Genomic DNA, 15018 nt, shown 5'->3' with positions numbered 1-15018 from the left:
GGCCGCGACTCCTGGACGCACGGACGGGACCGCCCTGGTCGCTCGCCCTGGGCCCGCTCGTCGCATCGGCCGTGCCGCCAAGAGCCGTGGCCGACTACGAGCCGCCCCACACCGAGAAGCGGGGGAAGACGATGACCGGACGACCAGCCACGTTCGTCGAAGCACTGACGGCCCATGCGGAGCAGAGACCGGAACAGGAGGCACTGCTCTTCCTGTCGGACGCCACCGCGCCCGGCTCCCGCAGCGGGCCGACCGCGCACAGCGGCGCGCTGCATGCCGAGCGGCTGAGCTACGCCGAACTCGACCGGGCCGCCCGGCAGGTGGCCGGCTGGCTGGTGGACCGCGGGCTCTTCCGCGAGCACGTGCTGATCGTCCAGTCCGACCCCGAGCGCTTCGCGGTGAGCTTCCTCGGCTGCCTCTACGCGGGTGCCGTCGCGGTGCCCGCGCCGCCGCCGGTGGGCCGGCGCAGCCACCACGACCGGGTGCTCGGCGTGGTCAAGGACGCCGGCGTGCGGCTGGTCCTCACCGACCGCCGATCCGCCCCGGACGTCTCGCAGCTGCTGGCCGCGGCGGGCAAGGGCGAGGTGCCCTGCCTGGCCGTGGACGGCGCCGAGCTGCCCGATCCGGACGACTGGCGGATGCCCGACATCGGCTCGCGCGACCTGGCGGTGCTGCAGTACACCTCCGGTTCGACCAGCGAGCCGCGCGGCGTCATGGTGAGCCACGGCAACCTGCTGGCCAACCAGCGCGAGATCGCGAGCCTGCTGGGCACCGCCCCCGGCACAAGGATCGGCGGCTGGCTGCCGTTCCACCACGACATGGGCCTGGTCGGGCAGTTGCTGCACCCGCTCTGGCAGGGCGGCACCGGCGTGCTGCTGCCGCCGGACCTCTTCGTCCGCCACCCGGTGCACTGGCTGCAGGCCATCACGACCTACGGGATCTCGGTCAGCGGCGGCCCCGACCTGGGCTACGAGCTGTGCGTGCGCCGGGTCACCGACCGCCAGCTCGAAGGGCTCGACCTGTCCGGTTGGCAGACCGCCGTGAACGGCGCCGAGCCGGTGCGCGCCGACACCCTGCGGGCGTTCGCCGAGCGGTTCGCCCCGGTGGGCTTCCGCGCGCAGGCCTTCGTCCCCGCGTACGGGCTGGCCGAGGCCACCCTGCTGGCGGTCGGCCACCGCTCGCGCGCGGCAACCGACTCGGTGTCGGGCGGCAAGCCGCTGGAGCGCGAGGTGGACGCCGCCTCGCTGCAGCGCAACCAGCTGACCGATCCGCACCCGGGCGAGCCCACCCGCACCCTGGTGAGCTGCGGCCGGCCGAGCTCGCCCGGGCCCGACCTGCGGATCGTGGACCAGAAGAGCTTCCGGACGCTGGGCGAGGGCCGGATCGGCGAGGTCTGGATCCGCGGCGCGAGCGTCGCCGGCGGCTACTGGAAGCGGCTGCTGGAGACCAACCGGACCTTCGGCGTCAGCACCGCCGAGGGCGACAGCGGGTTCCTGCGCACCGGCGACCTCGGTGTTCTGAGCGACGGCGAGCTGTTCATCACCGGCCGGATCAAGGACCTGCTGGTGGTCGCCGGGCGCAACCTCTACCCGCAGGACATCGAGCACACCGTGCAGCAGGTCAGCAGCCTGTTCGCGTCCGCCGTGGTGTTCGCGGTGGAACCCGACCGCAGCCACGTCGTGGTGGTCCAGGAGGTACGCACCGGCAGCCGCTACGACCTCGACCTTCCCGCTCTCAACCTGGCCGTGCGGCGGTGCGTGGCCAAGGAGTTCGAGGTGAAGGCGGGCAGCGTGCTGCTCGTGCGGCCGGGCACCGTGCGTCGTACCACCAGCGGCAAGCTGGAGCGTTCCGCGATGCGCAAGCTCTTCCTCACCGGACGGCTGCAGGCCCTGCACCAGGTGGTCGAGCCCGCGGTGGCCAACCTGCTGGCCGCAGCCCCGCCCTACCTGGAGGTCTCCTGATGGACCGTCGGACCGCCGCAACGGCGACCCTCGACCAGTCCGCGCCCGTCACCGCGCCCGTCACCGTGGTCGGCCCCAGCCGGTCCGAGTCGGCCGTCCGGCGGCGGACCGCCGAGCTGGAGAGCGCGCTGGGCGACCCGTGGGACCCGGACAACCCGCACGGCTACCGCGCCGTGCTGGCCGCCGACGACCGCTCCGAGCTGCCCGGCGAGTCGGTGCGGCTGCTGCACCGGCTCGGCCTGAACGCGGAGTTCGTGCCCGAGCGGCTGGGCGGGCGGTTCGACCGGGTGGACGTGCTGGCGCGGATGCTGCGCCCGGTGTTCCGGCGCGACCCCTCGCTCGGCGTCGGCTACGGCGCCGGGTCGTTCCTGGCAGCCATCTCGGTCTGGGCCGGCGGCACCGAGCAGCAGCAGCGGCAGGCCGCCGACCTGCTGCTCGCGGGCGGTCGGCTGGCCGTGGCCTACCGCGACCTGGCGCATGGAAACGCCTTCCTGCGCGACGAGTTCAGCCTGTCGGTCGGCTCGGCCGGGGGCGGCATGCTGCTCAACGGCGACAAGCGGGTGATCGTCAACGGCGCGCACGCCGACGCGCTGGTGGTGTTCTGCCGCACCGACTCGCGGGCCGGCAGCCGCAGCCACTCCGCGGTGCTGCTCGACCGCGCCGAGCTGCCCGCCTCGCGGGTGCGCGACCTGCCCAGGTATCCGACGGTCGGGCTGCGCGGCTGCTGGATGAGCGGCATCGCCTTCGACGACTGCCCGGTGCCACCGCAGGCGCTGCTCGGCGAGTTGGGCGACGGGGTCGGCCTCGCGCTGAGCTCGTTCCAGCTCACCCGCAGCGTGCTGCCCTCGATGGTGCTGGCCGGCTGCGACACGGCGCTGCGCACCGCGCTGCGGTTCGCCCTGGAGCGCGGTGTGCACGGGCGGCCGGTGATGCGCAACCCGCAGGCCAGGGCCAGCCTCTCCGGTGCCTTCGCCGACCTGCTGGTCTGCGACAGCCTGGCGCTCACCAGCACCCGCGGTGTGCACCTCTACCCGGAGGCCACCGGGGTCTACGCGGCGGCCACCAAGTACCTGCTGCCGATCCTGCTCAGCGACACCGTGTACGACCTCTCGGTGCTGCTCGGCTCCAGCCTCTACGTGCGGGAGGGCGAGTACGGGATCTTCCAGAAGCATGTGCGCGACCTGCCGATCACCAGCCTGGGGCACTCCGGCACGGCGGCCTGCCAGTCGACCATCATCCCGCGGCTGCCGGTGCTGGCGGGCGGGGCCTGGTTCGCCGAGCCCCCGGCCGAGCCGGCGCTCTTCCAGCTGCGCGAGGACCTGCCGCGACTGGACACCTCCCGACTCGGCCGGGCCGGCAACAACGATCCGCTGGCCGCCGAACTGGCCTGGTCCGCCGAGAGGTTCGACCGCCTGGGCGCCACCAGCGAGTACCGCGACCTGCTGCGGGTGCTCACCCGCACGCTGGTGGAGGAGCTGCGCGAACTCCAGGACGTCTGCCGGGGGATGTCGGCACACGATCGCAACGGCCTGGCCAACCCGCGCAGTTACGCGCTGGCCGACCGCTACACCCTGCTGCTCGCCGCGGCGTCCTGCCTGGGCGTCTGGTGGCACCAGCAGGGCAGCGAGCAGGACGCCTTCCTCGGGCGCCCGGCCTGGCTGGTGACCGCCCTGCTGCGGATCTGCCGGCGCCTGGGCGTCGGCCTGCCGGACCGCGCGGCCGGCGCCGACGACCAGATGGTGGACGAGCTGATGCGCCGCCACCGCGAGGGCGGCAGCTTCGACCTCTACGACAGTCCGACCGCGGCGCGACCGGCCGGCTGACTCCGTCAACAGCGAAGGGACGTCAAGGACATGACGATCAATCAGCGAGAGCGAGTGCTGTCATGACGCCGGGTGCGGAGCAATCCGGTGCGGTGCTGGCCCGGCCGCAGGATGTCTGGCTGGAGCCGGTCACCCTGGAGGTCGCGGCCGTGGTGGCCGCGCAGGACCCGGACCGGGTCGGGCTGCCGGCGGTGGACGCGCGCTTCTACGACGACCTGGGCTTCGACTCGGTGATGCTGATGCAGCTCAAGTACCGCCTGGAGACCCGCTTCCCGGAGCTCGGCATGCTCTCGCTCTCCGACATGGTGGGCAGCCTGCTGAGCGTCGGGACCCTGGTGGAGTACCTGTCGGATCTGGCCCAGGAGCAGCAGCCGTGACGGCGTACGCGGGCCCCGGTCCCGGCCTGCTGGCGGGGGAGCCGCTACGGGTGTACGGGCCGGCCGGGCCGTGGGACGCGGTGCGCGAGGCGCTCGCCGAGCGGGGCAGCGCCGTGCTGGTCTCGCGGCTCGGCGACTGGCTGCCGGCCGACCCCGACCCGGTCTCCGATGGGTCCGGGGCGGCGGACGCCGTGGAGGCCGCGGACGACTGCGCGGTGCTCGGCCGTGACTGGGCCCGCTACCAGGCGATGTCGCACGACCAGGTCCGCGCCCGCTTCCTGGCCTCCCGGCTGCTGCTCAAGCACGCGGCCGGCGAGGTGCTGCAGGCCCGTCCGGAGACCGTCGACCTGGCCTACAAGCTGGGCGGCCGGCCCTACCTGCGCGGCTGCGACCAGGTGGACATCAGCCTCAGCCACACCGAGGACCTGCTGGTGGTCGGCCTGACCCGGCGCGGCTGGATCGGGGTGGACGCGGAGTTGGCCGCGCGCCGGCTGCTGGGGACCGGGGCGGAGAAGCAGATCTGCACCCCGCACGAGATCTCGCTGCTCGAGGCCGAGCCCGAGCACCGGCGCAATCCCGCGCTGGTCCGGCTGTGGACCCTCAAGGAGGCCTACAGCAAGGCGATCGGCCAGGGGCTGCGGTTCCGCTTCACCGAGTTCGGCTTCGCCCCGGGCGCCGAGCGGGTGCAGGTGCTGCGGCCGGACGGCTCGCCGGGAACCGGCGAGGAGTGGAGTTTCGGCACCTGGGAGATCGACCGGCTGTACACGGTCAGCGTCGCGCTCTTCGACGCGGGTTTCGGTGACACCGCCGACATCGCGGCGCGCACCATGCTGGACGACGGTCTGGTGGACGCGCTGATCGCCTCCGGCGGGCGGGAGGGAGCCGCCGAAGCCCAGTCGTAGCAGCCGTAGTTGCCGTAGAGCCCCTGCGCCGTAAGCGTCTCGTAGGGTGATTGCCATGTTGCCTTCCGCGATCTTCCGGATAAAATCGCGGAACTGGCGGGTCCGCGCCAGGGAAAAGTCTGCGGTGAGGCCTCCCGGGGGAGGGTTTGGCGGCAGTGCAACGGGGCGGGGGGCTCAGTGATCCGGATTCTGCTGGCCGAGGACATGAACATGGTCCGCGGTGCGTTAGTGGCGCTGCTGGGGATGGAAGAGGACATCGAGGTGGTCGCCGAGGTCGAGCACGGTGACCTGATCATTCCCCAGGCGCTGTCCCATAGACCGGACATCGCCGTGCTCGACATCGACCTGCCCGGGATGGACGGCCTGACGGCGGCCGCCGCGCTGCACGAGCAGCTACCGGAGTGCAGAGCGCTGATCCTGACCAGCCTGGGCAGGCCCGGCACGCTGCGCCGGGCGCTCAGCGCGCATGTCTCCGGCTTCATCCTCAAGGACGCGCCGCCGGACCAACTGGCCAGCGCCATCCGCAAGGTGGCGGCCGGCGAGCGGGTGATCGACCCGAAGCTCGCGCTGGCCGCCTGGGACTACCTGGAGAGCCCGCTCACCAAGCGGGAGGTGGAGGTGCTGCGGATGGCCGCGGGTGGGGCGGAGGTGGTCGAGATAGCCTCGGCGCTGTTCCTCTCGGCGGGAACCGTGCGCAACTACCTGACGACCATCGTCACCAAGCTCAACGCCCGCAACCGGGTGGACGCCATCCGGATCGCCGACGAGGCGGGCTGGCTCTCCTGACGACCCCGGCTCCGGGGCCGCTCCCTAGGGCCTGTCCGGGCCCTAGGCGGCTTCGGCCCGGAGGTCGGCGGCCTCGCTGCCGGCGGTCCGCAGCACCGGTCGGGTCGCCTCCATGGGGATCTCGGCGAGCACCTCGAATCTGCCGTCCGGTCTGACTCCGGCGGCCAGCCGTCCGCCCAGGGCTCGGACCCGGCTGTCCAGGTTGCCCAGGCCGCTCCCCGCCCGGGTGCCCTGCCGCTCGGAGTCGGTCGGCTTCTCCTGCGAGACGCCGTCGTTGACGATCCGCAGCCGGACCGTCCGGTCGTGCTCCAGGACCTCGATCAGGCAGTGCTGGACCTTGCTGTGGCGCAGCATGTTGGTGACGGCCTCGCGCAGGACGGTGGCCAGCACGGTGTCCGCCCGGCCGGCGATCGGCGGCCCGGAGATCTCGGTCTTCACCTCGATCTCGGCGGTGGCCAGCATTGCCCCGGCGGCCTCCACCTCGGTGGTCAGCGACATGTCGCGGTAGCTGCTGGCCACCTCGCGGACATCGGACAGGGCCTGCCGCGAGATGCCCAGGATGGACGTCAACTCGTCCACCGCACGGCTTTGGTGGTGGTTCACCAGACGGATCGCCACCTCGCTCTTCAGGGTGATCGCGGAGAGGCTGTAGCCGAGCAGGTCGTGCAGGTCGCGGGCGAACCGCAGCCGCTCCTGGGCGACCGCCATCCTGGCCAACTGGCCGCGTGCCCGGTGCAGTTCGATGAGCAGGGTGACCATCTTGCTCAGCGAGTAGACCATCAGGCCGGTCGCCACCGTGGAGATCGTGATGTAGAGCCACTGGTCGAAGGTGCTGCCGTTGAGCGCGCCGATGACCGAGACCGCGGTCGCCACCAGGGTGAACATGCTCCAGCCGGCCAGCGGCGGAAGGACCAGCAGGGCCGAGCCGCACAGGAACCCGCCGACCGAGCCCCAGATCCGGCCGTAGAGCACGATCGGCGCGAAGGTGAGCACGGCCTGGGCGGCCAGGGTCCAGCGGCCGTAGCGGTTGCGCAGGGCCTGGGCGCGCGGCAGGGAGTGGACCATCTGCAGGGCGTCGACGGCCAGGAGACAGGCCAGGCCGACGAACGAGGCCGAGCTGCCGGGCCTCACCACCAGGAGGTTGACGCCGATCTGGAAGGAGTAGGTCCCCAGCATGACCAGCAGGATGACGACGGCGAACCGTGGCGCCGGCTGCTCGGGGCCGGCGGCTGGGCGGCGCAGGGCTGCCCAGCGGGTACGAGGTGCCGGTTGCCCGTCCTGTTCGGAGCGGCTGGTGCTCGCCGCCTCGTCCGTTGCGATGATCACTGGACCCCCCTCCACCAAAGCTGCTCAGGAGGTCGAGACTACGGGGTGGAACAGACCACGGCACAGTCTTTGCTCAACCGGTGGGACTCGCTGGATGGGTTCCCAGGACGAGTTGACCGACCGTTGACTCGACCCGCCAGTCCGTCCCGACGGTGCGCGGTCCGACCTCGATGTCGCCGGTCCCGACGGCGACGGTGGCCAGCCCCAGGGCGGCGGCCACCAGGCTGAGCAGTTGGATGGCGGCGCCGCTGTCGCGCAGCACCAGCGCGTAGCCCTGGCCGCTGTACTTCCAGGTGGCCCGGGAGAACCGCGCGGTCAGCGTGAGGACGGCGGCCGGCGGCCCGCTCAGGCCGGCCGCCGCCTGAGTGCACTGCAGCAGCTCCGCCAGCTCGGCCTCGCCGGAGTGCAGCAGGGTGAGCGTGTGCAGCACCGGGTCGTAGTGGAACGTGCCCCGCGGCAGCCCACGACATCGGTTGACGGAGACGTACGCCTCCAGTGGGTGGGTACCGCTGACGCGCGCGCCGGGCCGGTCGCTGACCTCGTAGCGGATCGGACCGGCCGGCTGGGTGTCGACCGAGCGGACCCGCATCGATCGGTACAGCAGCTCGCCCAGCTGGTCGATGGTCAGTTCGTCGTGCTCCGCGTCGGGGCGGATGGTCGGCCAGGGGGCGTCCAGCAGGGCGAAGAGCGAGGTGTGGGCGGCGTCCTGGCCGGATGAGCCGGATGAGCCGGATTGGCCGGCTGGGCCGGGTTGCGGTAACGCGTAGCGCGGCCCGGCCGGGGTCGGTTTGACGGCCGGAGCCGGCGCGGAGCGGCCGAGCTGGGCGAAGGTCGCGCCGAAGTCGTTGTTGTGCCGGCCGGTGGTGCTGCGGGTGTGGAACAGCAGGTCCACCGGGGACCAGGCCGCGAGCACCGGGTCGTTGTCCTCGGCGAACCGCGCTTCGGTCTGCGACCGCGACTGCGGTGCCTGGGCCGCGATCGCCATGCCGGTGGCCAGCAGCTGGGCGACGATCTCGGCGACCGCCGGGCCGTGCAGCGGCACGCCCTTCAGCAGGTCCTCCAGCGTGGTCGTCCAACTCAAGGCGCCCAGCAGGTCGGCGGCCGCCGCGCGGTGCGCCTTCACGCGGAACAGCGAGAGCGGCGACTCCATGACGAAGCCGTCACCCTCGCTGTGCAGGGTGGCGAAGCGGGACAGCCGGATCGGTTGGTCGGGGTCGATCCGGTGCGGGCCGAGCCGGGCCTGCGGGGTCATCGGGCTGGCCGAGAGCAGCGGGATCTCCGTGTCGGTCAGCCCGATCGAGCGGACCACCAGGTGCTGGATGTCCTCCAGGACCTGCTCGAGCCGCTCCTTGGCCGCGCTGTCCCCGTCCTCCAGCACGTTGCGCAGCGAGATCGGGCCGAAGCTCATCCGCCGCAGGGCCTCCCGGGTGGTCCGGTCCGGACGGGTCACCCGGTGGGTGCTCCAGCGGCTGTGCAGCAGGATGTCCTCGTCCGTCTCCGAGAACTCGACGTGCACGTCCTCGGTCAGCGACGCCAGCAGACGGAGTGCAGGCGTCTCGTCCCCGGACAAAGGCCGCATGTCAGTTCCCCGCTGGTTGTTGATGAGCCGACGATCCGCTCAGATTCGGCGACGCTACTTGATTCCCGGTGGACTCTCAGACGAACAGTGGAATCGGGTTGAGGTCCTCGTATCGCGTCGGTGCGTCGAGCCGGCCGGTGCGGACCGGGACGTCGAAGAGCCGTCCGGGGGCGAAGCGGGTCCAGAAGTGCCGCAGCCCCGGCACCACCACGCGGGCCACCGGGAGTCCGATGTCCGGGCGGGTCTGGTCGAGCACCAGCAGGTCCATGCCGTTGCGGCTGACCAGGTCGCAGGCGGCCTCCACATCGTCGCGCAGATCCGGCCGGGCTGTCCACGGGTGGCTGTCCGGCCGGCTGCACTGCTGGCGGGGATCGCCCATCAGGTACGGCTGGTTGGCGATGGTCGCGGTGCGCCACCAGCCCAGGGCGTCGGGATCCCCCTGGGCGTAGCCGGCCCCGTCCGGACCGACCTCGACGACGGCGGGGAGCAGCTGGTTCATCTCGGTGAGCGCGCGGCGCAGTGCCACCTTGGGGTCGAGGTGCGCGCCGAAGCCGAAGATGATGTCCTCCTGCGGCTTGTCGGTCCGCCGGGAGAACGCGGCCATCACCGGGATGCCCAGGTCGCAGGTCAGGTCCAGCGCCCAGACCTCGCGGTTCAACTTGCCGTGCACCTGGTGCAGTTCGCCGATCCACGGGTCGGCGAAGGCGGCGAGGGCGACACCCGGCTGACGGGTGCGGTTGTACCACCACTGGGCGACCGCGTCCCGTTCGACCAGTTCGAGGAAGCCCTGCAGGATGGCGTCCTCCAGGCTGCTGCCGGCGGCGCAGCCGTTGGAGTCGGCCACGGCGTAGCGCCGGCCCGGTCCCTCGTGCGGGGCGTCGTAGTAGAGCATCGAGGTGGGCAGCAGGCGCTGGTCGCCCGTGACCAGCGACCAGACCGGGGTCCAGTCGATCGGGGTGTCCTCGTCGAGCGGGTCGCAGACCTGCTGGAAGCCGGAGTGCTGTGCGTTCCACCGCTTGCGGTCGCGGTACTGGCGCTCGTCGTAGAGCTGGCAGCTGTTGGGGTGGATCGCGGCGTCCCCGAGGCCGCGCAGTGTCTCCCGGATCCGCGGCTCGTCGCCCTGGAAGGTGCCCGAGTGGCGTTCCAGCGCCTCGCACAGCGCGCCGACCCGGGCGTCTAGTTCGGTGGTCCCCTTGCCGCCACTGAACATCCGCATCACCGGGCCCGCGGCTGAGCCGTTCTGCTGCGCGGCGGGATTGTGTCCCGCGACAAAGGAGTTGAGGAAGGCCGGTCCGTGCGGATGGCGGCGGATGTCGCGCACCGGTCCGGTCACCGGGCTGACCAGATGGCCGTACCGCTCCATCACCTGCTGCGGCGTCAGGGCGCGGTGCCCCTGTCCGTTCTGGTGCGTCTTGGGGCGCGAGCGCAGGACGACCGGCCGCGTGGTGGGCGCCGCGCCGATCGCCGGGTCGCCGCAGGTCGGGCACTGCGGTCTGCGCACCAGGGTGTGGTGGCGGCCCTGCACGTCCAGCGGGTCCAGGGTGAGGACCGACTGCTGCCCGGGGTGGCGGTAGCCGGCGAGCCATTTGACGGCCTCCAGCGCCACCAGCTGCAGCCCGAGGTCGCGGGTCAGCGCGAGCGAGGCCTCGGGGCAGCGCGAGCGGCTCTCCTGAGCAGCGGTCATCTCAGCCAAGCGATTGGCCCGCAGCGGGTGCGCCAGGCAGGACCAGCAGCCGCTGGTGCCCGGCTGGAACACCGGCCCGACCCAGAGCGTCGAGCCGCTGGGCTTGGCGAGCAGCCAGGGCCGTCCGGCGGCCCGCTGGTCGGCGTCGATCTGCTGGAGCCCGGGGGTCAGGTAGTCGTCGCAGACGACCACGGTGAGCACGGCGTCCTCGACGCCGGCCCCGGCCGGGGCGCAGGTGAGGCCGGCCGCCCGCATGGCGGCCCGGACCTGGGCGGGGGAGTGGCTGCCGAGGGTGATGATCCGTACCGAGCCGGTCGTGGTCTGTGCTGCCGAGTGCGCGCCGTCGAGGCCGGCGAGCTCCCAGAAGGCCTCGGCGGGGCGGTCGCCGGCCGAGGTGGGCTGCTCGGTGGGGCGGTAGGTCACCAGACCGGCCTCGGAGAGGGTGCCGAGCAGGTGGCCGAGCTGCTGGGTGGTCATGGCGGAGCCGGTCTCCCGGACCAGGGCCGACAGGTCCCGGGTGCCGTCCAGCAGCGGGGCGAGCGTCTCCAGGTGGGCGCCGCGCAGATGCGTCACCCCGCGGTCGGAGACCAGGTAGGCGTTGTCGGGGGAGACCACGTGGGCTCGGAGGTGCCTCTTGAACCCGACCAGCGGGCCGCGGCGTTCAGAGGTCCGTATCATCCTCAGACGCCCCTGCCGGAGACCTGGCAGAAGCTGGTGATGCCTTCGGCGGTCAGATCGTCGGCGTTGGTGATGACGAGGCCACCGCCAGCCGGTCCGTCCAGCGACGGCGCGGCGGTCCCGGCTGGCAGGAGCAGGCCGAACTCGGCCAGCACAGCGGCCGGTTCGACGGTGTAGCGAGTACGCAGTGTCGGGTCAAGGTAGGTCCACACGACAAGTTCGGCGAAACGCCAGTCGCACTCAAGGGCGTTGGTGGACGGTGCATCGGGAACAGTTGCGGTGATCACGAAGACACTCCGGTGGCCGAGAGGTTGATCGAGGCTTGAGCGGTGATGTTGGTACGTCACGGAAGTCTGTGTGAAACCACTCGCGCTCGGACAGTGGAACGCTCATGGGTTGAGGGTGAACTTCTCATGCCCCGACACTGCCCGTCCGTGAGGCCAAAGCCGTGAGGATCTCACTGTTGGACGGCCCCGGGTGCGTGCCAAGCTTTCTCAAGCGCACTCGATGCGGCGGCAGCGGAAATCGAACCGGCAGGGAGGCCCGTGCGGGCATGTCGGCCCGTGGCCCGTGCCACCGCTCCGCCCGGAGTGCCATCCAGCTCTCGAAAGGAGGCGGATCCGTGCAGATCAAGCTTCTGGGCCCGTTCGTCGCTCATGAGCAGCAGACGTCCATCGTCCCCAGCGCGCCCAAGCCTCGGCAGATCCTGGCCCTCCTGGCTCTCCAGGCGAACCAGGTGGTGACCGTTCCGACCCTGATGGAGGAGATCTGGGGGGAGCGGCCGCCGCGCAGTGCGGCCACGACCCTGCAGACCTACATCCTGCAGCTGCGCCGCCGGCTCGCGACCGCCTTCGGCGCCGAGCGCAGCGGCTCCGCCAAGGAGGTGCTCGTCACCCGGCACGGCGGCTACCTGCTGGACGTCCAGCCGGGTGAGGTGGACACCAGCGAGTTCGAACGGACACTCGGGCTCGGGCAGGCGGCGCTGGCCGCCGGCGACGACTCCACCGCGTCGCTGATGCTGGGTCAGGCCCTGGCCCTGTGGCGCGGTCCCGCGCTGGTGGACGTGCAGACCGGCCGGGTGCTGGAGATCGAGGTGCTGCGCCTCGAGGAGGCCCGGCTCGGCGCCCTGGAGGGCCGGATCGCCGCGGACCTGCGGCTCGGCCGGCACGCCGGGATGCTCAGCGAGCTGACCGTGCTGGCGGCCAGGCACCCGATGCACGAGGGGTTGCACGCCCAGTTCATGCTGGCCCAGTACCGCTCCGGTCGGGCCTGGCAGGCGCTGGAGACCTACCAGCGGCTGCGCGGCACGCTGGTCGCGGAGCTCGGCATCGAGCCCTCGGCCCGGCTGCGCCGACTGCACGGCGCGGTGCTCGCGGCCGATCCGCGGCTCGACCTGGTCGGCGAGGAGCTGGTGCTGGAGTCCGCCCGCGCGGTCGGCTGAGACCAGTCGGTCCAGGATCGACCGGTCCGAGCCCCACCCCGGCGGAGTCCGACGTCCGTCTCCACCGGGGTTCCAGGCCGAGACCAGCCAGATGCGAGAAGCCGTTTCTACGGTCCGCTGTCATGGCCATCATCGAGGATCTGGAGGTCGGCTCCGCTGAGATCGGGGTCGGCAGTACACCGACGGCGCCACAGGCGCCCCTAGCAGTCGACGACCCACCCACCCGGCCCGCCGAAGCGCGCGGCCGGGTGGTCGCGTTGCACGAACTGCGTGAGCAGGTGCGGCGTGGTCCCAGTGACCAGGCGACCGAGGCGCAGCATGCCAAGGGGAAGTTGACGGCGCGTGAGCGGATCGATCTGCTGTTGGATGCGGGGTCGTTCCATGAGGTGGAGCCGTTGCGTCGGCATCGTGCGACGGGGTTCGGTCTTGAGGGGAAGAAGCCGCACACCGATGGTGTGATCGTGGGGTGGGGCACGGTGAACGGCCGGACGGTGTTCACCTACGCGCATGACTTCCGGATCTTCGGTGGGGCGCTGGGTGAGGCGCATGCGCAGAAGATCCACAAGATCATGGATATGGCGATCGCGGCGGGTGCGCCGCTGGTGTCGCTGAACGACGGAGCGGGTGCGCGGATCCAGGAGGGTGTCACGGCGCTGGCCGGGTACGGCGGCATCTTCCAGCGCAACACCAGGGCGTCGGGGGTGATCCCGCAGATCTCGGTGATGCTGGGCCCCTGCGCGGGTGGCGCCGCCTACAGTCCCGCGCTGACCGACTTCGTGTTCATGGTCCGCGAGACGTCGCAGATGTTCATCACCGGTCCCGACGTGGTGCAGGCCGTCACCGGCGAGAAGATCAGCCAGAACGGTCTGGGCGGTGCGGACGTGCACTCCGCCGTCTCGGGTGTCTCGCACTTCGCCTACGACGACGAGCCCTCCTGCATCGAGGAGGTCCGCTTCCTGCTGTCGATGCTGCCGCAGAACAACCGCGAGATGCCGCCGGCGACCCCCGCCGAGGACCCCGTCGAGCGGCGCTGCGAGGCCCTGCTGGACCTGGTGCCCGCCGACGGCAACCGCCCCTACGACATGCGCAAGGTCATCGAGGAGATCGTCGACCACGGCGAGTACCTGGAGATCCACGAGCGCTGGGCCACCAACGTCATCGTCGCCCTCGCCCGCATCGACGGCCACGTCGTCGGTCTGATCGCCAACCAGCCTCAGTCCCTGGCCGGCGTCCTGGACATCAACGCCTCGGAAAAGGCCGCGCGCTTCGTGCAGATGTGCGACGCCTTCAACATCCCGCTGGTCACCCTCCTGGACGTCCCCGGCTTCCTGCCCGGCGTCGACCAGGAGCACGACGGCATCATCCGCCACGGCGCCAAACTCCTCTACGCCTACTGCAACGCCACCGTCCCGCGCATCCAGCTGATCCTGCGCAAGGCCTACGGCGGCGCCTACATCGTCATGGACTCCCGCTCGATCGGCGCCGACCTCTCCTACGCCTGGCCCACCAACGAGATCGCCGTGATGGGCGCCGAGGGCGCCGCCAACGTCATCTTCCGCCGCGACATCAACGCCGCCGAAGACCCCGAGGCGATGCGCACCCAGAAGATCAAGGAGTACAAGAGCGAGCTGATGCACCCGTACTACGCGGCCGAACGCGGCCTCGTCGACGACGTCATCGACCCCGCCGAGACCCGCACCGTCCTCGCCGCCGCCCTCGCCATGCTCCGCACCAAGCACGCCGACCTGCCCTCCCGCAAGCACGGCAACCCGCCCATGTAGCAACGGAAAACGACGGAAGGACCGCCCATGACCACCATCACCCTCACCCGCGGCACCCTGGCCGACGACGAACTCGCGGCGCTCACCGCCGTGTTGATGGCCCGCCTCGGCACCCGTACGGCTCCGGAGGCCGAGCCGGCCGGTGCGGCCGGCGGGGTCGTCGTCCGGCTGCGCACCTGGGCCCCCGCGGGCTACTCCTCACCGCTGAGTTGGCAGGACGCGGCCTGACCAGCGGAAATCGGCCGAGCGGCGCGATGACCGGACCTGCGCGCAGGGTCCGGTCTGCCCGGGCGTCCAGACCGGTTCGAGTCGGTTTTGAGTGCCGCCGTGCACGCTGCGCAGAGACGCCGCCACTGCGAAGGAGCATCTGATGACAGTTCCAGGATCGGTCCACGAGCAGGAGATCAAGAGCTGGCTGACCGAGCGGCTCAGCGCCCACTTGTCCCGGCCGCAGTCCGAGATCAACACTGAGGTGCCGCTGGTCGAGTACGGCCTTGACTCGGTTGCCGCGCTCAGCCTGTTTGGAGACATCGAGGAGAAGTTCGTGCTCTACCTGGAGCCCGCGGTGGCCTGGGAACACCCGACGGTGACGGCGATGGCCGCCTTTCTTGCCCAGGAGCAGCAGGCCGCGGCCAACCGCGAGAACTGAGGCCGGGGCGGCTCCGGCCGCCACCGCGTCG

13 protein-coding genes are annotated in these 15018 nt (G+C 71.6%); 9 read left to right on the top strand and 4 right to left on the bottom strand.

The window, feature by feature from the left end; genetic code table 11:
- Positions 1 to 131 precede the first annotated feature (131 nt).
- The 5 genes from P3T34_RS14215 (at position 132) to P3T34_RS14195 (ending at position 5849) form a co-directional block, all read left to right on the top strand.
- Entirely contained in the window at positions 132 to 1961 is a 1830-nt protein-coding gene (locus P3T34_RS14215; RefSeq protein ID WP_280666405.1) for a fatty acyl-AMP ligase, read from the top strand.
- A complete protein-coding gene (locus P3T34_RS14210; protein WP_280666404.1) occupies positions 1961 to 3784 on the top strand; it encodes an acyl-CoA dehydrogenase family protein in 1824 nt (607 codons plus the stop codon). The genes P3T34_RS14215 and P3T34_RS14210 overlap by 1 nt, the downstream gene beginning before the upstream one ends.
- A 62-nt stretch (positions 3785 to 3846) precedes the next feature.
- Positions 3847 to 4161 (top strand): acyl carrier protein, encoded by a 315-nt coding sequence (locus P3T34_RS14205; RefSeq protein ID WP_280666403.1) that lies wholly within the window; start codon positions 3847 to 3849, stop codon positions 4159 to 4161.
- The gene (locus tag P3T34_RS14200; protein WP_280666402.1) at positions 4158 to 5063 is read left to right on the top strand and encodes a 4'-phosphopantetheinyl transferase superfamily protein; all 906 of its coding nucleotides are present in this window, start codon (positions 4158 to 4160) and stop codon (positions 5061 to 5063) included. The genes P3T34_RS14205 and P3T34_RS14200 overlap by 4 nt, the downstream gene beginning before the upstream one ends.
- 177 nt (positions 5064 to 5240) lie before the next feature.
- Positions 5241 to 5849 (top strand): response regulator transcription factor, encoded by a 609-nt coding sequence (locus tag P3T34_RS14195; protein WP_280666401.1) that lies wholly within the window; start codon positions 5241 to 5243, stop codon positions 5847 to 5849.
- 42 nt (positions 5850 to 5891) lie between these two features.
- Here the strand turns inward: P3T34_RS14195 and P3T34_RS14190 are convergent, their stop codons facing one another.
- From P3T34_RS14190 to P3T34_RS14175, 4 genes are all read right to left on the bottom strand, one after another.
- Positions 5892 to 7175, bottom strand: coding sequence for a histidine kinase (locus tag P3T34_RS14190; RefSeq protein ID WP_280666400.1), 1284 nt, complete (start codon positions 7173 to 7175; stop codon positions 5892 to 5894).
- 73 nt (positions 7176 to 7248) lie between these two features.
- Positions 7249 to 8754, bottom strand: a complete 1506-nt coding sequence (locus P3T34_RS14185) for a SagB family peptide dehydrogenase (protein ID WP_280666399.1) — start codon at positions 8752 to 8754, stop codon at positions 7249 to 7251.
- A gap of 76 nt (positions 8755 to 8830) precedes the next feature.
- Complete coding sequence (locus P3T34_RS14180) at positions 8831 to 11116, bottom strand: TOMM precursor leader peptide-binding protein (RefSeq protein WP_280666398.1); 2286 nt, start codon at positions 11114 to 11116, stop codon at positions 8831 to 8833.
- 2 nt (positions 11117 to 11118) lie between these two features.
- Positions 11119 to 11403 carry a TIGR04351 family putative TOMM peptide gene (locus P3T34_RS14175; protein WP_280666397.1) on the bottom strand — a complete coding sequence of 95 codons (285 nt, stop codon included), beginning with the start codon at positions 11401 to 11403 and terminating at the stop codon, positions 11119 to 11121.
- A 335-nt stretch (positions 11404 to 11738) separates the two neighbouring features.
- Here P3T34_RS14175 and P3T34_RS14170 point away from each other — a divergent pair, with 335 nt between their 5' ends.
- From P3T34_RS14170 to P3T34_RS14155, 4 genes are all read left to right on the top strand, one after another.
- On the top strand, positions 11739 to 12557 hold the full coding sequence (locus tag P3T34_RS14170) for an AfsR/SARP family transcriptional regulator (protein ID WP_280666396.1): 819 nt from the start codon (positions 11739 to 11741) through the stop codon (positions 12555 to 12557).
- Between the two features lie 122 nt (positions 12558 to 12679).
- On the top strand, positions 12680 to 14338 hold the full coding sequence (locus tag P3T34_RS14165; protein ID WP_280666395.1) for an acyl-CoA carboxylase subunit beta: 1659 nt from the start codon (positions 12680 to 12682) through the stop codon (positions 14336 to 14338).
- A gap of 27 nt (positions 14339 to 14365) precedes the next feature.
- Positions 14366 to 14566 carry an acyl-CoA carboxylase epsilon subunit gene (locus P3T34_RS14160; protein ID WP_280666394.1) on the top strand — a complete coding sequence of 67 codons (201 nt, stop codon included), beginning with the start codon at positions 14366 to 14368 and terminating at the stop codon, positions 14564 to 14566.
- 142 nt (positions 14567 to 14708) lie between these two features.
- A complete protein-coding gene (locus P3T34_RS14155) occupies positions 14709 to 14987 on the top strand; it encodes an acyl carrier protein (RefSeq protein ID WP_280666393.1) in 279 nt (92 codons plus the stop codon).
- Positions 14988 to 15018 lie beyond the last annotated feature (31 nt).

It is taken from the genome of Kitasatospora sp. MAP12-44 (assembly GCF_029892095.1).
Lineage (GTDB): Bacteria > Actinomycetota > Actinomycetes > Streptomycetales > Streptomycetaceae > Kitasatospora.
The sequence above is the reverse complement of the archived record's forward strand: the minus strand, read 5'-3'. Positions and strand labels throughout refer to the sequence as shown.